Below are 21,509 nucleotides of genomic sequence, written 5' to 3'. Positions count from 1 at the left end.
GCGCCTGGGCGACGAAGCTCAATACGCAAAATCGCACTCGGTGTTGATGTTTTTCATAATCAGCAGGGTCAGGGCCGTTGCTAGTATCGAGACACCGCCAAGAACAACAAGGACAAGGTCCATGCAGTATTTTCCCGATGTCGATGCGATTCGCTTCGAAGGTCCAGACAGCGATTCTCCCCTCTCCTTTCGTCACTACGACGCCGACAAACTCATCCTCGGCAAACCCATGCGCGAACACCTGCGCATGGCCGCCTGTTACTGGCACACGTTCGTCTGGCCGGGTTCCGATGTGTTCGGCGCGGGGACGTTCAAGCGCCCATGGCAACATGCCGGCGACCCGATGGAAGTGGCCATCGGCAAAGCAGCCGCCGCCTTCGAATTCTTCTCCAAACTGGGTATCGACTATTACTGCTTCCATGACACCGATGTCGCTCCGGAAGGCAGCTCTCTGAAGGAGTATCGCAACCACTTCGCGCAAATGGTTGATCACCTCGAGCAACACCAGGAAGCCAGCGGAATCAAGCTGTTGTGGGGCACCGCCAATTGCTTCAGCAATCCGCGTTTCGCTGCCGGCGCCGCGAGCAACCCCGATCCCGAAGTGTTCGCCTGCGCCGCTGCCCAAGTGTTCAGCGCGATGAACGCGACCCAGCGCTTGAAAGGCGCCAACTACGTGTTGTGGGGCGGTCGCGAAGGCTACGAAACCCTGCTCAACACTGACCTGAAACGTGAACGCGAACAATTGGGCCGCTTTATGCGCATGGTGGTCGAGCACAAGCACAAGATCGGTTTCACCGGTGACCTGCTGATCGAACCCAAGCCGCAAGAGCCGACCAAACACCAATACGATTACGACAGCGCGACCGTGTTCGGCTTTCTCCAGCAGTTCGGGCTGGAGCACGAAATCAAGGTCAACATCGAGGCCAACCACGCGACCCTGGCCGGGCACAGTTTTCATCACGAGATTGCGACGGCCGTCTCGCTGGGGATTTTTGGCAGCATCGACGCCAACCGCGGTGATCCGCAAAACGGCTGGGACACCGACCAGTTCCCCAACAGCGTCGAAGAAATGACCCTCGCCACCTATGAAATCCTCAAGGCCGGCGGCTTCAAGAATGGCGGCTTCAACTTCGACTCCAAGGTTCGCCGGCAAAGCCTTGATCAGATCGATCTGTTCCATGGCCACGTCGGCGCCATGGACGTTCTCGCGCTGTCTCTGGAGCGCGCAGCGGCCATGGTGCAGAACGACGAGCTGCAACGGCTGAAGGATCAACGCTACGCCGGTTGGCAGCAGCCGTTCGGGCAAGCGGTGATGGCCGGCGACTTCAACCTTGAATCGCTGGCCGAACACGCGTTCACCAACGAGTTGAACCCGCAAGCCGTCAGCGGCCGCCAGGAAATGCTTGAGAACATCGTCAACCGCTTTATCTATCGCTGATCACATAGGGAGTCTGCGGGCGCATCGACGCGGTGACATTTCTACGACAAATCTGTGCCTGCGGCGTCTGCGGATTCTCTACAGTTTTACCAGCCCGATACTCATCGTCAGGCCGTGTCTTTCCAACAACAATAAAAGGACGCCCACCATGAAGAACGTAAAACGCACGCTATTGGCCACTGCCCTGGCCTTGCTGTCTCTGCCGGTGATGGCTGATGCTGCCCACCCGAAAATCGGTTTCTCCATTGATGACCTGCGCCTGGAGCGCTGGTCGCGTGACCGTGACTACTTCGTTGCGGCGGCCGAAAAAATGGACGCCAAGGTCTTCGTGCAGTCGGCGGATGCCAACGAGCAGAAGCAGATTTCCCAGATCGAAAACCTGATTTCCCGGGGCGTCGATGTCATCGTCATCGTGCCGTTCAACGCCACGGTGCTGACCAACGCGGTGGCCGAAGCGAAGAAAGCCGGGATCAAAGTCGTGTCCTATGACCGTCTGATTCTCAACGCCGATGTCGACGCCTACATTTCCTTCGATAACGAAAAGGTCGGCGAGATGCAGGCCAGCGGCGTGCTGAAAGCGGCGCCCAAGGGTAATTACTTTTTGCTCGGTGGTGCGCCCACCGACAACAACGCCAAAATCCTGCGTGAAGGCCAGATGAAAGTGCTGCAACCGGCCATCGACAAGGGCGATATCAAGATCGTCGGCCAACAGTGGGTGAAGGAATGGAACCCGACCGAAGCGCTGAGCATTGTTGAAAACGCCCTGACCCGCAACGACAACAAAATCGACGGCATCGTCGCCTCCAACGACGCCACGGCAGGCGGAGCGATTCAGGCACTGGCGGCACAGCAACTGGCCGGAAAAGTGCCGATTTCCGGGCAGGACGCTGACCTTGCCGCGGTCAAACGCGTGATCGCCGGCACGCAAACCATGACCGTGTACAAACCGCTGAAACTCATCGCCAGCGAAGCCGCCAAGCTCTCGGTACAACTGGCACGCAACGAAAAACCCGCCTTCAGCTCGCAGTACGACAACGGCAGCAAAAAAGTCGACACCATCCTGCTCACGCCGACACCGTTGACCAAGGACAACATCGACCTGCTCGAACAGGACGGCTTCTACACCAAGGCGCAAATTGCCGGGAAGTGATCTCCGGTGATGCGAAAACCCTTGTGGGAGCGAGCCTGCTCGCGAAGACGGTGTGTCAGTCAACGAAGCATTGTCTGAACTGACGCTTTCGCGAGCAGGCTCGCTCCCACCCAGGTTCAGTGGTGTGTGAGTCTTTGATATACGAGCCCTGTGCATGTCCGACTATCTGCTGCAAATGAACGGCATCGTCAAAACCTTCGGCGGTGTCAAAGCGCTCAACGGCATCGACATCAAAGTCAGACCCGGCGAGTGCGTTGGCCTGTGCGGCGAGAATGGCGCCGGCAAATCCACACTGATGAAAATCCTCTCGGCGGTCTACCCGCACGGCACCTGGGACGGTGAAATCCTCTGGGACGGGCAACCGCTCAAGGCGCAATCGATCAGCGAAACGGAAGCCGCCGGTATCGTCATCATTCACCAGGAACTGACACTGGTGCCCGACCTTTCGGTGGCCGAAAACATTTTCATGGGCCATGAATTGACGCTGCCCGGCGGACGGATGAATTACCCGGCGATGATCCACCGCGCCGAAGCGTTGATGCGCGAACTGAAAGTCCCCGACATGAACGTCTCGCTGCCGGTTTCACAGTACGGCGGCGGCTATCAGCAACTGGTGGAAATCGCCAAGGCCCTGAACAAAAAGGCCCGCCTGCTGATCCTCGACGAGCCTTCATCAGCCTTGAGCCGTTCGGAAATCGAGGTATTGCTGGACATCATCCGCGACCTCAAAGCCAAGGGCGTTGCCTGCGTCTATATCTCGCACAAGCTCGATGAAGTGGCCGCCGTGTGCGACACCATTTCAGTGATCCGCGACGGCAAACACATCGCCACCACCGCCATGGCCGACATGGACATTGCGCAGATCATCACGCAGATGGTCGGGCGGGAAATGAGCAACCTCTACCCCAGCGAGCCACACGACATTGGCGAAGTGATTTTCGAGGCCCGCCACATCACTTGCTACGACGTCGACAATCCCAAGCGCAAACGGGTCGACGATATTTCCTTCGTCCTCAAGCGCGGCGAAATCCTCGGCATCGCCGGGCTGGTCGGTGCCGGCCGTACCGAACTGGTGACTGCGCTGTTCGGCGCTTACCCCGGTCGCCACGAGGGCGAAGTCTGGCTGGACGGGCAAGCCATCGACACCCGCACGCCGCTCAAGTCCATCCGCGCCGGCCTGTGCCTGGTGCCCGAGGACCGCAAACGCCAAGGCATCATTCCGGACCTGGGCGTCGGCCAGAACATCACCCTCGCCGTGCTGGACAACTATTCGAAACTCACCCGCATCGATGCCGAAGCCGAACTGGGCTGCATCGATCAGGAAATCTCGCGCCTGCACCTCAAGACCGCCAGCCCGTTCCTGCCAATCACCAGTCTGTCCGGTGGCAATCAGCAAAAAGCCGTGCTGGCGAAGATGCTGCTGGCCAAACCCCGGGTGCTGATTCTCGATGAGCCGACCCGAGGCGTGGACGTCGGCGCCAAATACGAAATCTACAAGTTGATGGGCGCGCTGGCCGCCGCCGGCGTGTCGATCATCATGGTCTCGTCGGAGCTGGCGGAAGTGCTCGGCGTTTCCGACCGTGTGCTGGTGATCGGTGAAGGCCAGTTGCGGGGCGACTTCATCAACCATGAACTTACCCAGGAACAGGTGCTCGCCGCTGCCCTCAGCCAGCCTGGCAGTCATAACAATAATGATCGGAAATCCGCGTAAATGAATCAGGTCAAACAACTGTTCACCCGCTACAAAATGCTCGCGCTGGTGTTTGCCGTGGTGCTGATCTGGCTGTTCTTCAGCTGGCAGACCGACGGCGGATTCCTGACCCCGCGCAACCTGTCCAATCTGCTGCGGCAGATGTCGATTACCGGCATTCTCGCCTGCGGCATGGTGCTGGTGATCATCAGCGGCGAGATCGATTTGTCGGTCGGCTCGTTGCTCGGTCTGCTCGGCGGCCTCGCGGCGATTCTTGATGTGGTCTACCACATTCCGCTGTTGGCGAACCTGAGTCTGGTCGCCTTGTGTGGCCTGATGATCGGCCTCGCCAACGGCTACATGACGGCTTACCTGCGCATCCCCTCGTTCATTGTCGGCCTGGGCGGCATGCTGGCTTTTCGCGGGATTTTGCTGGGGATTACCGGCGGCACAACCATCGCACCGGTATCGCCGGAGCTGGTTTACATTGGCCAGGGTTACCTGCCCCACGCAATTGGCACCGGCTTGGGCATTCTGTTGTTCGCGCTGACCGTTTTCCTCACCTGGAAACAACGACGCAATCGCGCCCTTCACGGCCTCGCGGCGCATTCGTTGGTGCGTGACGTCATCCGCGTGTTGGTGATCGGCGCTGTGCTCGCCGGTTTCGTGCAGACGCTCAACAGCTATGACGGCATTCCCGTGCCGGTCTTGTTGTTGCTGATTCTGCTCGGCGTGTTCAGCTACGTGACCAGTCAGACCGTGTTCGGTCGCCGCGTTTATGCGGTGGGCAGCAATATGGAAGCGACGCGCCTGTCCGGGATCAATGTGCAGGCGGTTAAGCTGTGGATCTTCGGGATCATGGGCGTGATGTGCGCCCTCGCCGGCGTGGTCAACACCGCGCGCCTGGCCGCCGGTTCACCTTCGGCCGGCAGCATGGGCGAACTCGACGCCATCGCCGCTTGCTTTATCGGCGGCACCTCCATGCGCGGCGGCTCCGGCACGGTGTATGGCGCCCTCCTCGGCGCGCTGGTTATTACCAGTCTGGACAACGGCATGTCGATGCTCGACGTCGACAGCTACTGGCAGATGATCGTCAAGGGCAGCATTCTGGTGTTGGCGGTTTGGGTGGATGTGAGTACGCGGACCGGGCGCCGTTGAGCCGCAGGCATCACGCTGCGGGCGTGGTCGCGGGCGCCGGGCTGAGAATTTCCATCAGGAAATCGATAAACACATTGATCCGGCTGGAGCCTCGGTGATTGGGTAAATACAAGGCGTTGATGCAGGTGCTGGCACTGCCGGGATTGACCTCGTAGTGCTCAAGCAAGCGGGTCAGCCGGCCGGCTGCGACGTCGTCGCGGACCAGCCAGTCGGCCAGCAGCGTCACCCCGCCGCCGCCGATGGCTGCTTCGCGCAGGATGTCGGCGTTGTTGCTTTGCAGGCGCCCATGGACGTTGAGCTGAATGGGCGCGTCTTCATTCTGAAAGGTCCAGTGCTGGTGGGTGCCGCCGTAATCGAAACGCAGGCATTGATGCTCCAGCAAATCCCGTGGATGACTGAGCGCCGCGCTACTCGCCAGATAATCCGGGCTGGCCACCACCCAGCGTTCGAACTGCCCTACGCGTTTGCTGACGATGTCTTCACTGACCACGGACGATCCCAACCGCACCGAAACATCGATCTGCTCGCTGAGCAGGTCGCTGACTTGATCGCTCAGCGACAGACTGATCTCCAGGCCTGGATGCCGCTCGAGCAAGCGGCTCAGGTGCGGCGCGATCAGGCGCCGGCCGAACTCCACCGGCACGCTGATACGCAGACGGCCCTGCGCTTCGGCGCCACGATCGGCGACGACGGCATCGGCTTCGTCGATCGCATCGAGAATCGCCACGGCTTTTTCGAAATAGGTCTGGCCGGCAACGGTCACGCTGGTGTTGCGCGTGGTGCGATTGAGCAGGCTCGCGCCCAACTCGTGTTCCAGCCCGGCCACTTGCCGTGTCACTGACGACGTGGATATCCCGAGTTTGCGCGCTGCCGAGGAATAGCCCCCGCAGCGCACGGTTTCCACAAACATCTTCAGTGCCAGCAACTTGTCCATAAGCGGGGTCCGGTCGATAGGGAACGCGGATGATTGTGCATCACTGTTCCCCCGACGTCTTGTACCGCCGTGCTTGCCGGCACTTGCCGGATGTTCAGACATCGGCCTTGCGGCTCAGGAACAACCCGAGCGCCAGCGCTGGCAGCAACGCCACCGCGACCGCGGACAGGTTCCAGCCGAAATGCTCGTACAGCGGACTGGCGACCAGCGAGCCCACGGCGCCGCCGACGAAAATGCTGGTCATGTACACGGCGTTAAGGCGCGCACGGCTGTGGGGATCGAGGGCGTACACCTCACGCTGGCCGAGCACCATGTTCAATTGCACAGCGAAATCCAGCAGCACCGCGCACACCACCAGCCAGACATAGCCGCTGCCCGGGAGCGCGGCGATCAACAGCGAAACCGGCGCCAGCAACAAGGCGACCAGCGTGCCGCGACGACCATGCCCGGCATCCGCCAGACGTCCGGCAATCGGCGCGGCAATGGCACCCACCGCACCGACCAGCGCGAAGATCGCCACGTGGGCCTGAGTGAAGCCGTGGTGACGCATCAGTTCAATCGGCGCGAGGGTCCAGAACAGGCTGAAACTGGCAAACAGCAGCCCTTGATACAGCGAGCGCTGACGCAACAGCGGATAGCGCCGGGCCAAGGCAAACACCGAACCGATCAGCGCAGCATAGGTGGCTTTATGTGTCGGCAGCCGACGCGGCAGTGCCACAGCGGTAATCAGAGCGATGACCGCCATCAGGGCCGCTGCGCTGTAAAACACCCCGCGCCAGCCGAACACTTCAACCAACAGGCTCGACAGTGGCCGCGACAACAGAATGCCCAGCAGCAGGCCGCTCATGATATTGCCGACGACGCGGCCACGGCTGGCCTCGGGCGCCAGGTGTGCCGCCAGCGGCACGAGGATCTGCACGGCCACCGACGTTAGGCCGATGAGCAAAGACAACACCAGGAACATCGACGGCGAATGAGTCAGGCCGGCGCACAACAGCGTGACGCTCGCCGCGAGGGTGAAGCCGACCACCAGACGGCGGTTTTCCATCAGGTCGGCCAGCGGCACCAGCAGCAACAGGCCCAGCGCGTAACCAAACTGCGTGAGCGAAACGATCAGGCTGGCATTGGCGCTGGACAGACCGATCTGTGGTGCAATCAGTTCGACGATCGGCTGCGCGTAATAAAGATTGGCCACGACCGCGCCACAGCAAAATGCCAGGAACGCGACCATCAGGCCGGAAAGTGAAGTTGGCTGTTCGGCATTCGCCGCAACGGCCGGATTGCCCGTAAGCATGATGACACCTCATTGAGTTCAGGAAAGTGCTGCCAAGGCTACGGCCCTGTGGCGATGCGCAGAATCCACGCGGCGGGCAACGCAGTGATGCGTCCGGCGCAACGGCGCAGGTGTTGCTTCTCGCGCAACGCGCTGTTGCGCGCGCCGCTGATTCTCCCGCGCAGACGGTTTCTCTACGCTTTGGCCCCTGGCGCCGTCGTCCCCAGCGGTGCCCTTCCCCGGCTGTTACAAGGAGCGTTGTCATGACCCGTATCCGATCCGTTCTGCCATTGCCTGCCGCGTTTTTCCCCGTCCCATGAACAGCTCATTTCTGAAGTCCAGAACGCTATGGATCAGCGTGGCAGTCGTCGCCGTGCTCGGTCTGATCGTCGCCGTTTGGCTGATGTGGCGCCCGGCGATTGCGCCAATCGAGCGCCCGACGCTGTTCGATGTTGCGCAGTTGCAACGCGGGGCGCGGGTGGTCGAGGCCGGCGACTGTGCGGTCTGCCATACCCGCCCCGGTGGAGAATATCTGGCCGGCGGGCTACCGCTGGTAACGCCGTTCGGCACGCTGTACAGCACCAACATCACCCCAGATGTAGAGACCGGTATTGGCCAATGGTCACTGCCGGCCTTCGAGCGGGCGATGCGTCAGGGCATTGCTCGCGATGGTCACTTCCTTTATCCGGCGTTCCCCTACGTGCACTACCGGCGCATGAGTGCAGCAGATATCGCCGACGCCTATGCCTACTTGATGAGCGGCCCTGCCGTGCACGCGCCGGCCGCGCAGAACCAGATGAATTTCCCGATGAACATTCGCCCGTTGGTGTCGTTCTGGAACCTGCTGTTCCTGCACGGTGAGCCGCTGACACCGCTAGCGGGGCGCAGCGAGGCGTGGAATCGCGGACGCTATCTGGTCGACGGTCCGGGCCATTGCGCCGGCTGCCATTCGCCGCTGAACCTGATCGGCGCGGAAAAATCCTCGGAGTATCTGCAGGGCGGCAGCGTCGATGGCTGGCAAGCGCCCGCGCTGGTCGGCATGGGCCAGCGCGGCAACCCGTGGAGTCGTGAGCAACTGGTCGGCTATCTGCGCGCCGAGATCGTTGATGGCCACGGCACACCCGCCGGGCCGATGCGTCCGGTCAGCTTGAGTCTGGCGCGCTTGCCCGCCAGTGAAGCCGAGGCGATTGCCGAGTATTTGCTGAGCTTGGAAAACTCGCCTTCGGTGACAGAGACAACGCCGAAGACGCCTGCCAGTGAAGCGGCAGACCACGCGACCGGCGCCCTGCTCTTCAGCAGCGCCTGCGCCGGCTGCCATGGCCCGGCGGCACCAATGCGCACCCTCGATGGTCGCCCGGGGTTGCAAAACACCTCGGCGTTGCAAGCGGCCAGTTCGCGCAACTTCCTCAAAACCGTGCTCGAAGGCTTGCCCGCCACAGCCGGATCGCCCGGCCCGCTGATGCCTGCGTTCGCCGCCAGCCTCGACAACGCGCAACTCGGCGCACTGGCCGCGTATCTGCGTCAGCAAGCCAGCCCCGATCAACCGTGGGCCGACCTCTCTTCCACTATTGAAGCGTTACGTCAGGAGACGAAATGAGCCAGATCACCCTCAACGTCAACGGAGCCGCGCAACCGCTTGAGCTGGAGCCGGACATGCCGCTGCTGTATGCGCTGCGCAATCACTTGAACCTCAACGGCGCCAAATACGGCTGCGGTCTCGGCCAATGCGGCGCCTGCACGGTGATCGTCGATGATCAACCGGTGTTCGCCTGCCTAACACCTTGCGCCGGCCTCGAAGGCAAAAAAATCCGCACCGTGGAAAGCCTCGGCAGCGCGGAAAAACCCGGCCCTCTGCAAGCGGCGTTCATCGAGAAACAGGCCGCGCAATGCGGCTACTGCATTGCCGGCATGCTGATGCGCGCGCAAGCGTTGCTTGAGCGTAATCGCCACCCGGATGAGGCGACCATTCGCGAATACATGGCCGGCAACCTGTGCCGCTGCGGTACGCACTTGCGGATCATCGAGGCGATCAAACAGGTGGCCGGGCACAACGGGAGCCTGACATGAGCGAGTCGAATGAACTGAATCCGAGCCGACGCGCGTTCCTGCGCGGTGGTGCGTTGCTGATGGCGTTCACCCTGATGCCGGTGGCGCGGCGAGCACTGGCCGACACCGAAGTCGATACGCTCGGCACCGTGGTCCTCGCGCCCGACCTGCCCGGCAGCCTGCGCACCAACCCGTTTCTCGACGCCTGGATCCGCATCGGCGCCGACGGCATTACCGTCTACACCGGCAAGGTCGAATTGGGCACCGGGGTAAAAACCGCGCTGCTGCAAATCGCCGCCGAGCGTTTGCAGGTACCGGCGACCGCCATAAACCTGCTCACCGCCGACACCGCGCTGACGCCCAACGAAGGTTACACCGCCGGCAGCCACAGCATTTTCGACAGCGGTACCGCGTTGTATAACGCCGCCGCCCAGGTACGGGAAATGCTCGTCGATGCCGCCGCGCGCAGTTGGCAGGTCGATGCAGCGCTGCTCAGCACCCGCAACGGAGTGATCGAAGGTCCGGCCGCTCAGCAGATGAGTTACGCCGACGCGGTCAAACATGTCGATGTGCACCAATACGCCAAGGCGCAGTCACCGGCGATGGCCGCCGCTGACTTCAAACTGATCGGCCATTCGTTGCCGCGCCTCGACATCCCGGCGAAGGTCAGCGGCGGCGCAGCATTCGTCCAGGACATGCGCCTGCCGGGCATGTTGCATGCGCGGGTGATCCGCCCGCCCCGTCCGGGCTGCACGCTGCAAGCATTCGATACGGCGTCCATCGAGGCGTTGGCTGGCGTGGTCAAGGTGATCCGCGACGGCAACTATCTGGCGGTGGTCGCCGGTGATGAGTGGCAAGCGATCAAAGCCATGCGCAAGGCCAGCGAGGTGACGCAATGGAGCGGCGGTGAGGCGATTCCCGAGGCGGCCGAGATTCATGGCCTGCTCAAACGCCTGCCCTCACGGCGCTATCCGATCAGCAATAGCGGCACGCCGAGCGGCGCGGCCGACACGCGTTTTCAGGCGCGGGTCACCAAGCAGTATTTGATGCATGGCTCGATCGGCCCGTCCTGCGCAGTGGCCTGGTTCAAGGACGGCGTTCTCACTGTGTGGACCCACACACAAGGCGTTTACCCGCTGCGCGCTGGCATTGCCGAAATGCTCGGTGTGCCACCTGAGCGGGTGCGCTGTATTCATACCGAAGGCTCAGGGTGTTACGGGCACAACGGCGCCGATGATGCCGCCGCCGATGCGGCATTGATTGCCCTGCGCGTGCCCGGTACGCCGGTGCGCGTGCAATGGATGCGCGAACAGGAAAATCTTTGGGAGCCATACAGCTCGGCGATGGTCAGCGAAGTTGACGCCGGCCTCAGCCAAGGTCGTTTGCAGGATTGGGCCTACGAACTCTGGACCACGCCGCACAACGAACGCATCGTCAACGCCGGGCGTCTGCTGCCGGCACGCTTGCTCGCGCGGCCCTTCGCCTCGGCGCCCTCCGTGCCGATCGCCCAGCCCGAAGGCGATGGTGATCGCAATGCGGTGCCGCTGTACGACCTCAACTCGACGCGCATCAACATGACCTTCGTCACCCAGATGCCCTTTCGCACCTCGGCCATGCGTTCGCTGGGTGCGCACATCAACATCTTCGCTATCGAGGCGAGCATCGACGAGTTGGCGATCAGGGCCGGTATCGACGCGGTGGCGCTGCGTCTGGCCCACCTCAGCGATCCGCGTGCTCGCGCGGTCATTGAGCGTGTGCGTGATGAGATCGGCTGGCCGCAAAAAAGCAGCGAGCCCGGCGCCGGTATCGGTTTCGCCTTTGCCCGCTACAAAAACATCATGGGTTACTGCGCCATCGCGGTGAAACTTCGCGTGCATCCGCAGACCGGCGAGATTCGCATCGATCACGTGGTGACGGCGGTTGACGTCGGCCAGATCGTCAGCCCCGACGGCCTGCGCAATCAGGTCGAGGGCGGCATTGTGCAGTCGGCGAGCTGGACCCTGTATGAAAAAGTCGTCTACGACGCGGGGGGCATTCGCAGCTACGACTGGAGCGGTTATCCGATTCTGCGCTTCACGCAACTGCCGAAAAAAGTCGATGTGCATTTGCTCGACCAACCGGGAGAACCGTTCCTCGGTGCCGCTGAAATCGTTCAGGCGCCAATGGCCGCCGCCCTTGGTAACGCCGTGGCCAACGCCACCGGCCGTCGCTGGCTGAACCTGCCGCTGACGCGCTCAAACCAACCCGCCTGAGCCACACCCGTGTTCATCGCTGATGAGCACGGGCGCCGTTGCGTTGTGCGCAAAACAGCGTAGCGCCGGTCACCGATTATCAGCCCCGCTGAGCGCGGTTAAGTTAGCGGCACTGGTTCGCGGCGCCGCTGCCGCGCTTGAATTCCCATTATTGAAATCTGGAGCTACCCATGACCCGTCGTCTGTTCCAACCCCTCGCACTCGGTCCTTACACCCTTGCCCATCGCGTGGCGATGGCGCCGTTAACGCGCTCACGCGCCGGCCAACCGGGCGATGTGCCAACACCGATGAACGCCGAGTACTACCGCCAACGGGCCAGTGCAGCTCTGATCATCACTGAGGCCACGCAAATCTCCCGGCAGGCTCAGGGTTACGCCTGGACGCCGGGCATCTACAGCCCTGAGCAAGTTGAGGCGTGGCGTGACGTCAGCGCCGCGGTGCATGAGGCCGGCGGGTTGATCTTCATGCAACTGTGGCACGTCGGCCGGGTTTCCCATCCGAGCTTTCAACCCGATGCCGGCCTGCCCGTTGCGCCCAGCGCGCTGCCGGTGCCTGGCAAGACGTTTATCGTCGACGAAAACGGTAACGGAGTCTGGGGAGATGTACCGGTGCCGCGCGCGCTGGAAACCGCGGAAATCGCCGGCATCGTCGAGGACTACCGCGTGGCCGCGCGCAACGCATTGCAGGCGGGCATGGACGGTGTAGAAATTCATGCCGGCAACGGTTACTTGCTCGATCAGTTTCTTAACAGCAACAGCAATCAGCGTGACGATGCCTATGGCGGCAGCGTGGAGAATCGTGCGCGGTTTCTGCTGGAAGTGGTCGCGGCCGTGGCTGAAGAAGTCGGCGCCGAGCGGGTCGGCGTACGCCTGACACCGATGGGCCGCTTCATGGGCATGGGCGATGACACCCCCGAGGCCACCTTCGGCCACCTCGTCGAAGCGCTCAACCAATGGAATCTGGCCTACCTGCATCTGGTCGAGCCAGCGATGGTCGGCACAGTCAAAGATGAGAACTTCGACCCGCGCTGGGACGCGATCATTGCCCAGTTGCGCAAAACGTGGAACGGCGTGCTGATTCTGGCTGGCGGCTATGACGCGCAATCTGCCGAACAGGCACTGATTGCCGATCGTGCCGACATCATCGCTTTTGGCCGGCCGTTCCTGGCCAACCCGGATCTGCCGCGTCGGCTGCACGATGGTCTGGCGCTCAACGCGCCGGATCCGAGCAGCTTTTTCGGTGGGGATCAGCGTGGGTACATCGATTATCCATTTCATGCCTGAACAAATGCAGACCTATGGGAGGGGCGGACTCGCCCCTTTTTTACTAGGTCATACGATCTCTGTGCCTAATCAAAGGCGTGGGAAATCCACCGTAACGTCAAACATATGCGTAGATGTGCGCTTTCAGGTCTATTGCCCGACGTCGCCGAATGCGATAAAACGGGCTGGTTGTACGACAACTAATAAAAACCAAGTCGTTCGAACGGCTAACAATCCTGAGATCTGCCATGCCTCGCCCTACCGCTACGCAAACCGTACCGCCGCCCTACCCCCGTTACCTGGCCGTGATCATTCTGTTGTGCATGGGCTGTGCGTTTGCCGGCAATCATGTGGCGGCGCGAGTCGCCTTTGATGATGGTGCGGGTGTGCTGCTGGCGATTTTGATGCGTTCCGGCGGGACCTTGCTGGTGCTCGCCATCCTGGTGCTGTGGCAAAGACAAAGCCTGCGCTTGCCGGCGGGTGCCTGGCGCTGGCAGCTATTGCTGGGGTTGCTGATCACTGCGCAGAGTCTGTGTCTGTATTCCGCTGTCGCACGGGTGCCGGTGGCGCTGGCCCTGCTGGTGGCGAACGTGTTCCCCATTCTGCTGGCATTGCTCACATGGGCGTTGGGTGGCCCGCGACCGAGCGCACGCACCGCGACGTTGATGGGTTTGATTCTGCTGGGCCTGGTGTTTGTGCTGGACGTCCCCGGGCGGCTCTCGACTGCGACAGACGTCAGTGCGCAATGGCTGACGGGCGTCGCGCTCGCGTTCTGCGCCGCCAGCGTGTTCGCCTGCGCGCTGTGGATCACCGACCACAAACTGTCTCAGGTACGTGGCTCGGTGCGCAGTCTGTTGACCATCTTCATCGTGTTCAGCAGCGTCAACCTCGCAGGGCTGACGGGCGTCCTCCCAGGCGGATTGAACCTGCCCGCCACCTCGACCGGATGGCTGGCGCTCGCCACCCTGGTGGTGCTGTACGGCACAGGTTTTATCGTCCTGTTCATTTCCGTGCCTCGCCTCGACATGCCGCGCAATGCGCCGGTCATGAACATCGAGCCATTGGCAACGCTGCTGATGGGCTGGATTGTGCTGGACCAAATGCTCAGCAACGGACAGATTCTCGGCGGGGTGATCGTGGTCACGGGCATCGTGTTGCTGACTTATCGTAAATCAGTGGTCAAGGCTGAGGTTAAAGCCAGTGCGTGAGGGTTTCTCTCCAGTGGTTAGGTTCGTGATTAACCCAAAGCCGTATCGAGGAACATCATCACCCCAAAACCGAGCATCAGCCCCAAGGTCGCCGGGGTCTCATGCCCGTTGCGATGAGTCTCGGGAATGACCTCATGGGAGACAACAAAAATCATCGCCCCGGCGGCCAAACCGAGCGCAATGGGATATCCCAACGCAAAGCTGCTGGAAATACCCAGTCCAACAATGGCGCCAATCGGTTCCATCAACCCTGAGCCCACCGCAATAAGCGCGGCGCGAAGTGCTGAGATGCCTGTCACGCGTAATGCCAGGGCGACTGCCAGACCTTCAGGAATGTCTTGAATGGCGATGGCGGTAGTCAACGGCAGTCCCACCTTCATATCGCCGTTGGCGAAGCTCACGCCAATGGCCATGCCTTCCGGCAGGTTATGCAATGTGATTGCCAGGACGAACAGCCAGACACGATTGATGCGCTGCGCGTCCGGCCCACGGCGTCCGCTTTTCTCGTGTTCGTGAGGCACGAAACGATCAAGGCCGACCATCAGCGCAACGCCCAATCCCAATCCTGCAACGACGACGCAGGCCGCGAGTAACGGGTTACCGCAAAGCGCCTGAGCCGCTTCTATGCCCGGCAGAATCAGCGAAAACGAACTGGCGGCCAGCATCATCCCGGCGGCAAAGCCGAGCATGATGTCTTGGGTTCGGGCGGCGATGTCTCGTAACGCGATCGCTACGACAGCGCCCATTGCCGTCGCAGCGGAGCCGGTCATGCCACCGATAAAGGCGAAGTACAGATTCTGTTTGTTGGCCCCGACGAAGGCGCCATACCCGCTGATCAGCAGGAAGATTGTCACCCCGATCAGAATTGACCAGAAGACGCGCCCGCCCCATCCAGACCTTGAGAAACGAGCGAACCAGGAGCGTGCTGGTGCGGCTGATGAGGTCAACGGCTCGGGCATGGGAACTCCTGTTTTGTTGATTCGATCTTTTCAGCGGATGCGGATAACGACCGCACATGACCTCAATGGTAATCGTCTCCAGCGACTGCGCGCAGGTAGGCGACGTCTGCTTGCCTTCGCAGGTCGCGCCACTCGTCCCAACTGAGTATGCCCAAGCGATCCATTTCATCCGACTGGCGCAGCAGTTCGTCGTGATAGGCGTCTGGGCAGTCCATGCGCAATTCAAGGTTTTCCAGTGCGCGTTGCCAGGCAGCCAAAGCGAGTAGTTTGGTTTCTTGTGCGAATGTCAGTTGGTTCTTGAACGCGTTCATTTCGCCCACCCCGAATATTTCCCGGTTGAGCGACTGATTTCGGGTTAGGTTCAAAATGTCTGACGAAAAGCGGATTACCTGAAAGCAACAGAAAAAAGGAAGGCTTGTTGCGGGCCTTCCAGCGCGATGCCGGCAGATGCGCTACGCCGGCATTCTCATGGGGCTATTGATTAGCCATTGCACTAGCGTCTTTTTGGCCCGCTTCGGCCAGCTTCTTTTGTACATAAAAAAGCATCAACACCGAATTTGTCTGAGCCTGTCGAGATTGCTGCTCAAACAACGCCACAAGCTCCTCTTCACGCTTGCACTCAGCCTTGACATCGCCCTTTGTAAATTCGCAGCTAGCGTATTGGCCCCAGCCTTTGCGAGCCTCATCAGTATCTCGGGCGGGATACACCCAATACGCTTTCCATGCACCGTCGACGACAGGTTTGCCGGCTGCGTCTATCTGCTCTATCGCCTGCAAGGTGGCTGTCGCGGCGGCATTCAAAAAGTGCTGAGGAGTGGCATCGGCTTTACCCGCCTCATCACGAAGCGCCTGACACTGCGCTTCAGACAAACCGAACACTGGCAGCGCTTCAATGCTTTCGAACTCATCAAACGGATCGGGATCATTGCCCGGCAACTTGGCGTGGTAAGCCGGGACTACATGGCCGGGGACGCTCATGTCCTGTATGTAATGCAAGACTCTTCCCGCTTGCTCGTATACCGCAACAGGATCGGCATCAGGTTCCGCCAGCAGCGCGTTCAGCTTTTCAATACGTTTGGAAAAAATCACGTCCAGGCTGCGATTGGCGAACCAGAATGGCTCAAGTTTTTTGTTGCGGTTATAGAAGTGCCAATTGGTAGCGCGCTGAGGGAGCGTCAGCAGGTTTGAATCCTCAGCGTCAGTGCCTGCCGCCAAAGCCTCGGCCAACTGCTCGGGCAACTTCACCCCCGGGCAGCGTTGATACGCCTGCGCTGCTCTCAGTGCATAGGCCGAATGCAGGTCGGGGTTGAAGGCGAAGGCCGGGGTTGAAGGGTTGAACAGCAGCGATAGACCAAATGCTGCGAGGTAACGTGTTGCGGCTGTTCGGCCTATCGGGGTGGCTTCCATGCGGTTGATCTCCTGAAACTTGCGTGATTTCGCAACACTTGCCGTACGCGAGGCAATTTAGCACTTAGGTGATGGCAAAAAGCTGTTTTTTCTCCGTACGCTCAGGACAAGCATAAATCACAACCCCTGCGTCCTAACGTCGCAGTAAACAGCTCTTGGCAAATCCTGCACAAGCCTTAGAATCCCGCGCTCTCTTGCAGCCCCCTCGGTGTCTGCCTGCATCAAACACACACAGGCTTGGCAATCGCATGCGCAGAGGCGCACGTTGCGCTGTTCGATCTCCAGAGGTTTTTATGTCTCCGCGTTTGCTGGCCATGGCGCTGGCGCCCCTGCTCGGGCTGTTCATTGTTGCGCTGGGCAACGGCTTTCTGTCTTCCCTGACCACCCTTCGACTGGACGCTGCCGGTGCGTCGACCACGATGATCGGTGTCGTTTCATCGGCCTACTTTATCGGTCTGACCCTGGGTGCGGTGTTCAATGACCGCTTGATTCTGCGCATCGGCCATATCCGCGCCTACGGCAGCTTTGCCTCGCTGATCGCCGTGACCATTCTGCTGCAGGGATTGTTCTATGACACCTGGGGCTGGTTCGCCCTGCGCCTGATCAACGGCTGGGCCACGGTCGGCGTGTTTCTGGTGATCGAAAGCTGGCTGCTGCTGGCGGGCGACGCGAAGATTCGCGGGCGCTTGCTCGCGTTGTACATGATCGTCTTGTACGGCGCCGGTGTGCTGGGCCAGGCAACGCTGGGCAAAATCACTGGTTTGAGCGACAGCGCTCCGTTCATGGTCGCCGGCATGCTCGCCTCGTTGTCGGTGTTGCCGATCGTGATCCTGCCACGCGTGTCGCCGCTGCTGGATCAGGTTGAACCGCTCAAGCCTCGGCAACTATTGGGCGTGACGCCGACCGGGCTGGTCGGCTGTTTCGGCTCGGGTGTGACCATCGCGGCGATTTACACCTTGCTGCCGCTGTATCTGCAACGCAGCGGCCTGAATGTCGGTGAGGTCGGCAGCATGATGGCCTGGACGATTCTTGGTGCGATGCTTTTGCAATACCCGGTCGGACGCTGGTCTGATCGCAAGGATCGCTTGCAGGTGCTGACCATTCTGACGGTGGCGTGCACGGTATTGTCGCTGGTGATCGTCCTGGTACCGTTGTCCTCGACGATGCTCGCGGTGACGTTGTTTCTGCTCGGTGGCGGCGTATTCGCGCTGTACCCGGTTGCCGTCAGCCATGCCGCCGACCGTGCCCCGGCCGAAGCCTTGGTGCCGATGATTCAGGGCTTGCTGCTGATCAACTCGCTGGGCTCGGCGATCAGCCCGATGATGATTTCGCCGGTGATGAATTCGTTCGGTGCCAATGGTCTGTTCTGGGTGTTTGCGCTGGTCAATCTGTGCATGGTCACCTTCTTCCTGTGGCGCCGTGGCAAACGCCCGGTTCCGGCCAATCCCGCGCCGTTTGCAGCGGCAGCCACGTTCTCGCCGACAGGTGCGGAGCTGCGGGTGACTGAAGATCTGCGTCAAGCGGTGCAGGAGCATCCGCCGATGGTGGATGCATTGAGCGGCGAGCCTTCGCCGCAATGTGAGACGCGCTAAGGCTTTCGCCAGTCTGTGCCAAGCGCAGGCTGGCTCGCACCGCTATTCAGATTCGTGTGTGATATCCACGAGCGGAATCGGCTCGATCGCCCAAGCGCGAATCTGACGACGTTCAGGGCTGGGTATCGCGCAAGCCTTGCGTCCGGTGAAGGTTCGAGCGAGGCGGTCTTCATCGATCCGCCAACCGCGCAACTCCAGTGCCTGCACGTCTCGGCGAAAGGCAATCTGCAGCGCATCGGATTTCAACGAAACCTCCTGCTGGAAAGAATCCGGCACACGCTCCGGCCGGACGTTTTTCAACACAGCGTGATCTTGTTCGAAGATGCGGATATTGCTCGCAATGAATCTGCGATCCAGCAGTCGCGAGCGCAGGAACGTTCTACCCATCATCCACCAGGTGCGCGTGCGATTGGCGTCAATCGGAACATGCGCGGAGACGATGTAGATTCGCCAGCCATTCGGCAACTCAAGCTCAAGCGTGGTGCACGGACCCGAGAGGTGAAACCCCGGAACAGTGGCGACGCTGACAAACTCGGTGGAAGATTTACGCCGCAGCAGCCCTTTGCGTGCCGGCCTGCGCATAAGCATTTGGGCGCTGCCGCTCCACGCATCGCTTTCGACCTCGAATGATTCAATCTCGGGATGATCCGGATCGCCGAAGGTTGAGCCATGGACAAACGGTGCGTGCGCGAAATCCAGACCGTTTTCAATAATCCGGTCCCAACTGGCCTGCCAGTCAAAGTGACCCGAGACCACGCGGATGGCGGGATCGTCGACCCAGTCGAGCGTGGGCAAGGGTGGACGTTCGGACTCAGGCAGATCACCTAAAAATGCCCAGATCCAACCGTATCGCTCCAGCGTCGGGTACGCATCGACGCGGGCCTTGGCGGGAATGCGCAGGTCGGGCTGCGCCGGTATCTGCGTGCAGACGCCATCAGCGCCAAACCGCCAGCCGTGATAGGGACACTGCACGTTGTTGCCCACTTTGCTGCCGGCGGACAGCGAGCCGCCGCGATGCACGCAGATATCCGAAAGCACGTGCGCGACGCCCGCATCATCGCGGAACGCTACGAAAGGCTGTCCGAGCAATTGAACCGGCATCAGTCCATCAGTCAGCAGTGACGATGGGACAACGACATACCAGAGGTTTGTGAGCATGGGGGGCGTGTGATCCGTCAGTACGGTGAGTTCAGGTCAGAGAAACCTGACATTCAAACTAGATCAGGCGGCGCTGATTCGACAATCAGCCAAGCACTTTATAGATCTCTGCAACGACCTGAGTCGTTGCGGCTTCGATGGTTCCTTCGTTACGGCACAACACCCAGCCGTGATCGGCAACCGCCTGCTCGAACATCTCGCTACACACGACGTGCTCGGCGTGTTTCTGGATCACCGTGCCGCCGAGCCCTCGTGATCGGGCCGTCGCCCTCGCCCATGAAATATCCGGCGCAGTGACAACGCCGACATGCAGATCCGGCACGCGCACGCCTCGCTTGATGTTCAACTGCAGAATCTCGGCAAACGGCACGCTATGGCGAAATGCGGCGTCCGACGGATACCAGCGGTCGATCAGGATGATGCTGTCCAGCGGCTGTTTGGGCAGCACCCGCTCAGAAATCCAGCGACGGCTATCCGCGAGGCGCTGACACACTGCCCACTCCAACTCCCGCGAGGGATGTCTGGCGAGCTGGTTGACCAGGGCCATGGTTTCGCCGCGGTACGGATCGCTCTTTCTCTCGCACAGGCGGATGACTTTGTGCTTGTCTGCCCGCAGCGCTGCGGTAACGGCCTCCAGCAATGTGGTTTTGCCGGTGCCCTTGGGCCCGTCCAGAGAAATAAACAGCGGCAGCTTCATGGTTCACGCAACGATTGAGACATTGCCGAGCACTCTAACCTCATTTGCGCAAATCAATGAGCTGTTCCCTGCCCTTTGCCTACACTTGCTTGCCAATGATGTTTACCCCTCTGCCAAAGGAGTCACCATGTCCAAGCTTTATCCGAGCATCGATCCCGAGGGATTGGTCGAGTACTCAGTGGTCTACACCGACCGCTCGCTGAACCACATGTCGCAGTCCTTTCAAGGCGTGATGAAGAACATTTCCACGACCCTGAAACAGGTCTACAACGCCGAAGCGGTGGCGGTGGTTCCAGGCAGCGGCACTTTCGGCATGGAAGCGGTGGCGCGACAGTTCGCCACCGGCCAGCAATGCCTGGTGATACGCAACGGCTGGTTCAGTTATCGCTGGAGCCAGATTCTGGAGATGGGCAATATCCCGGCGGCTACCACGGTGCTCAAAGCCCGGCCGATCGAGACGGGGCGCCAGGCGGCCTACGCCCCGCCGCCGCTGGACGAAGTGCTGGCCGCCATTGCCGCGCAGAAGCCGAAAGTGGTCTTCGCGCCCCACGTTGAAACCTCATCCGGGATCCTCCTGCCCGACGAGTACCTGCGAGCCGTTGGCGACGCCGTGCATGCGGTGGGTGGTCTGTTTGTGCTGGACTGCATTGCCTCCGGCACCATTTGGGTGGATATGCACAAATGCGCCGTCGACCTGCTGATCAGCGCTCCGCAGAAAGGCTGGAGCGCCTCCCCTTGCTGCGCCCTGGTGATGTTCAGTGCTGCGGCGCTCGAGCGTATCGAACAGACGCAAAGCAGCAGCTTCGCCTGCGACCTGAAAAAGTGGCTGCAAATCATGCAGGCCTACGAACAAGGCGGACATGCCTACCATGCGACCATGCCCAGCGATTCCCTTGCACGCTTTAATGACGTGATGAAAGAGACGCAAGCGTACGGGTTCGACAAGGTTCGCGACGAGCAACAGGCGCTGGGCGATCGGGTGCGTGCGTTGTTGATCGACAGGGGTTTCAAAAGCGTGGCCGCTGCGGGCTTTCAGGCACCCGGAGTCGTGGTGAGCTACACCGATGATGCCGACATCAAGAACGGCAAGAAATTTGCCCAGCACGGCTTGCAGATCGCTGCCGGCGTGCCGTTGCAATGCGATGAGCCGGCCGACTTCCAGACCTTCCGCCTCGGCCTGTTCGGCCTGGAGAAGCTGCAGAATATCGAGCGCACGGTCAGCCTGCTGGAGCAGGCACTGGATGAGGTGAGGGTTGGCTAAGACCCAATGGTGCCCGCAGCAAAT

At 60.9% G+C, this 21,509-nt stretch carries 18 protein-coding genes; 11 read left to right on the top strand and 7 right to left on the bottom strand.

What is annotated here, in order from left to right; genetic code table 11:
• Positions 1-121 precede the first annotated feature (121 nt).
• From xylA to CCX46_RS15115, 4 genes are all read left to right on the top strand, one after another.
• Positions 122-1,438, top strand: a complete 1,317-nt coding sequence (gene xylA / locus CCX46_RS15130) for a xylose isomerase (RefSeq protein ID WP_127927653.1) — start codon at positions 122-124, stop codon at positions 1,436-1,438.
• A 148-nt stretch (positions 1,439-1,586) separates the two neighbouring features.
• Positions 1,587-2,588 carry a D-xylose ABC transporter substrate-binding protein gene (gene xylF, locus CCX46_RS15125; RefSeq protein ID WP_102899781.1) on the top strand — a complete coding sequence of 334 codons (1,002 nt, stop codon included), beginning with the start codon at positions 1,587-1,589 and terminating at the stop codon, positions 2,586-2,588.
• Between the two features lie 154 nt (positions 2,589-2,742).
• Complete coding sequence (gene xylG, locus CCX46_RS15120; RefSeq protein ID WP_127927651.1) at positions 2,743-4,299, top strand: D-xylose ABC transporter ATP-binding protein; 1,557 nt, start codon at positions 2,743-2,745, stop codon at positions 4,297-4,299.
• Complete coding sequence (locus CCX46_RS15115; protein ID WP_127927649.1) at positions 4,300-5,436, top strand: sugar ABC transporter permease; 1,137 nt, start codon at positions 4,300-4,302, stop codon at positions 5,434-5,436. It abuts the gene before it with no gap.
• 10 nt (positions 5,437-5,446) lie between these two features.
• Here CCX46_RS15115 and CCX46_RS15110 read toward each other — a convergent pair whose 3' ends face one another.
• Both CCX46_RS15110 and CCX46_RS15105 read right to left on the bottom strand, forming a co-directional pair.
• Positions 5,447-6,370, bottom strand: a complete 924-nt coding sequence (locus CCX46_RS15110; RefSeq protein WP_127927647.1) for a LysR family transcriptional regulator — start codon at positions 6,368-6,370, stop codon at positions 5,447-5,449.
• A 94-nt stretch (positions 6,371-6,464) separates the two neighbouring features.
• Positions 6,465-7,664, bottom strand: a complete 1,200-nt coding sequence (locus CCX46_RS15105) for an MFS transporter (protein WP_127927645.1) — start codon at positions 7,662-7,664, stop codon at positions 6,465-6,467.
• Positions 7,665-8,001: 337 nt separating this feature from the next.
• Here CCX46_RS15105 and CCX46_RS15100 point away from each other — a divergent pair, with 337 nt between their 5' ends.
• The 5 genes from CCX46_RS15100 to CCX46_RS15080 all read left to right on the top strand — a co-directional run bounded on the left by CCX46_RS15100 (position 8,002) and on the right by CCX46_RS15080 (position 14,411).
• Complete coding sequence (locus CCX46_RS15100) at positions 8,002-9,240, top strand: c-type cytochrome (RefSeq protein ID WP_446730728.1); 1,239 nt, start codon at positions 8,002-8,004, stop codon at positions 9,238-9,240.
• Positions 9,237-9,710 carry a (2Fe-2S)-binding protein gene (locus CCX46_RS15095; protein WP_127927641.1) on the top strand — a complete coding sequence of 158 codons (474 nt, stop codon included), beginning with the start codon at positions 9,237-9,239 and terminating at the stop codon, positions 9,708-9,710. The genes CCX46_RS15100 and CCX46_RS15095 overlap by 4 nt, the downstream gene beginning before the upstream one ends.
• Positions 9,707-11,941, top strand: a complete 2,235-nt coding sequence (locus tag CCX46_RS15090; RefSeq protein WP_127927639.1) for a xanthine dehydrogenase family protein molybdopterin-binding subunit — start codon at positions 9,707-9,709, stop codon at positions 11,939-11,941. Before CCX46_RS15095 ends, CCX46_RS15090 begins: the two co-directional genes overlap by 4 nt.
• A gap of 170 nt (positions 11,942-12,111) precedes the next feature.
• Positions 12,112-13,224: an alkene reductase gene (locus CCX46_RS15085; protein WP_095112156.1), complete on the top strand. Its 1,113-nt coding sequence runs from the start codon at positions 12,112-12,114 to the stop codon at positions 13,222-13,224.
• A gap of 227 nt (positions 13,225-13,451) precedes the next feature.
• Positions 13,452-14,411: an EamA family transporter gene (locus CCX46_RS15080; protein WP_127927637.1), complete on the top strand. Its 960-nt coding sequence runs from the start codon at positions 13,452-13,454 to the stop codon at positions 14,409-14,411.
• A gap of 29 nt (positions 14,412-14,440) precedes the next feature.
• Here the strand turns inward: CCX46_RS15080 and CCX46_RS15075 are convergent, their stop codons facing one another.
• The 3 genes from CCX46_RS15075 to CCX46_RS15065 all read right to left on the bottom strand — a co-directional run bounded on the left by CCX46_RS15075 (position 14,441) and on the right by CCX46_RS15065 (position 16,777).
• On the bottom strand, positions 14,441-15,370 hold the full coding sequence (locus CCX46_RS15075) for a ZIP family metal transporter (protein ID WP_127927635.1): 930 nt from the start codon (positions 15,368-15,370) through the stop codon (positions 14,441-14,443).
• Positions 15,371-15,432: 62 nt separating this feature from the next.
• Positions 15,433-15,681 (bottom strand): hypothetical protein, encoded by a 249-nt coding sequence (locus CCX46_RS15070; RefSeq protein ID WP_177413861.1) that lies wholly within the window; start codon positions 15,679-15,681, stop codon positions 15,433-15,435.
• A gap of 163 nt (positions 15,682-15,844) precedes the next feature.
• The gene (locus CCX46_RS15065) at positions 15,845-16,777 is read right to left on the bottom strand and encodes a hypothetical protein (RefSeq protein WP_127927633.1); all 933 of its coding nucleotides are present in this window, start codon (positions 16,775-16,777) and stop codon (positions 15,845-15,847) included.
• Between the two features lie 248 nt (positions 16,778-17,025).
• Here CCX46_RS15065 and CCX46_RS15060 point away from each other — a divergent pair, with 248 nt between their 5' ends.
• Positions 17,026-18,369 (top strand): MFS transporter, encoded by a 1,344-nt coding sequence (locus tag CCX46_RS15060; protein ID WP_342212525.1) that lies wholly within the window; start codon positions 17,026-17,028, stop codon positions 18,367-18,369.
• A 42-nt stretch (positions 18,370-18,411) separates the two neighbouring features.
• Here CCX46_RS15060 and CCX46_RS15055 read toward each other — a convergent pair whose 3' ends face one another.
• A complete protein-coding gene (locus tag CCX46_RS15055; RefSeq protein ID WP_127927629.1) occupies positions 18,412-19,527 on the bottom strand; it encodes an aromatic ring-hydroxylating dioxygenase subunit alpha in 1,116 nt (371 codons plus the stop codon).
• An 85-nt stretch (positions 19,528-19,612) separates the two neighbouring features.
• Complete coding sequence (locus CCX46_RS15050) at positions 19,613-20,224, bottom strand: dTMP kinase (RefSeq protein ID WP_127927627.1); 612 nt, start codon at positions 20,222-20,224, stop codon at positions 19,613-19,615.
• Positions 20,225-20,351: 127 nt separating this feature from the next.
• Here CCX46_RS15050 and CCX46_RS15045 point away from each other — a divergent pair, with 127 nt between their 5' ends.
• On the top strand, positions 20,352-21,485 hold the full coding sequence (locus tag CCX46_RS15045) for an aminotransferase class V-fold PLP-dependent enzyme (RefSeq protein WP_127927625.1): 1,134 nt from the start codon (positions 20,352-20,354) through the stop codon (positions 21,483-21,485).
• Positions 21,486-21,509 lie beyond the last annotated feature (24 nt).

Source organism: Pseudomonas sp. RU47 (genome assembly GCF_004011755.1).
Taxonomy (GTDB): Bacteria; Pseudomonadota; Gammaproteobacteria; order Pseudomonadales; family Pseudomonadaceae; genus Aquipseudomonas.
Note: the sequence above shows the minus strand (reverse complement) of the source record. Positions and strands in the feature narration are given on the sequence as shown.

Coding starts and splice junctions, on each gene's coding strand:
- xylA (WP_127927653.1), top strand. CDS start 122: ATGCAGTATTTTCCCGATGTCGATGCGATTCGCTTCGAAGGTCCAGAC.
- xylF (WP_102899781.1), top strand. CDS start 1,587: ATGAAGAACGTAAAACGCACGCTATTGGCCACTGCCCTGGCCTTGCTG.
- xylG (WP_127927651.1), top strand. CDS start 2,743: ATGTCCGACTATCTGCTGCAAATGAACGGCATCGTCAAAACCTTCGGC.
- CCX46_RS15115 (WP_127927649.1), top strand. CDS start 4,300: ATGAATCAGGTCAAACAACTGTTCACCCGCTACAAAATGCTCGCGCTG.
- CCX46_RS15110 (WP_127927647.1), bottom strand. CDS start 6,370: ATGGACAAGTTGCTGGCACTGAAGATGTTTGTGGAAACCGTGCGCTGC.
- CCX46_RS15105 (WP_127927645.1), bottom strand. CDS start 7,664: ATGCTTACGGGCAATCCGGCCGTTGCGGCGAATGCCGAACAGCCAACT.
- CCX46_RS15095 (WP_127927641.1), top strand. CDS start 9,237: ATGAGCCAGATCACCCTCAACGTCAACGGAGCCGCGCAACCGCTTGAG.
- CCX46_RS15090 (WP_127927639.1), top strand. CDS start 9,707: ATGAGCGAGTCGAATGAACTGAATCCGAGCCGACGCGCGTTCCTGCGC.
- CCX46_RS15085 (WP_095112156.1), top strand. CDS start 12,112: ATGACCCGTCGTCTGTTCCAACCCCTCGCACTCGGTCCTTACACCCTT.
- CCX46_RS15080 (WP_127927637.1), top strand. CDS start 13,452: ATGCCTCGCCCTACCGCTACGCAAACCGTACCGCCGCCCTACCCCCGT.
- CCX46_RS15075 (WP_127927635.1), bottom strand. CDS start 15,370: ATGCCCGAGCCGTTGACCTCATCAGCCGCACCAGCACGCTCCTGGTTC.
- CCX46_RS15070 (WP_177413861.1), bottom strand. CDS start 15,681: ATGAACGCGTTCAAGAACCAACTGACATTCGCACAAGAAACCAAACTA.
- CCX46_RS15065 (WP_127927633.1), bottom strand. CDS start 16,777: ATGGAAGCCACCCCGATAGGCCGAACAGCCGCAACACGTTACCTCGCA.
- CCX46_RS15060 (WP_342212525.1), top strand. CDS start 17,026: ATGCGCAGAGGCGCACGTTGCGCTGTTCGATCTCCAGAGGTTTTTATG.
- CCX46_RS15055 (WP_127927629.1), bottom strand. CDS start 19,527: ATGCTCACAAACCTCTGGTATGTCGTTGTCCCATCGTCACTGCTGACT.
- CCX46_RS15050 (WP_127927627.1), bottom strand. CDS start 20,224: ATGAAGCTGCCGCTGTTTATTTCTCTGGACGGGCCCAAGGGCACCGGC.
- CCX46_RS15045 (WP_127927625.1), top strand. CDS start 20,352: ATGTCCAAGCTTTATCCGAGCATCGATCCCGAGGGATTGGTCGAGTAC.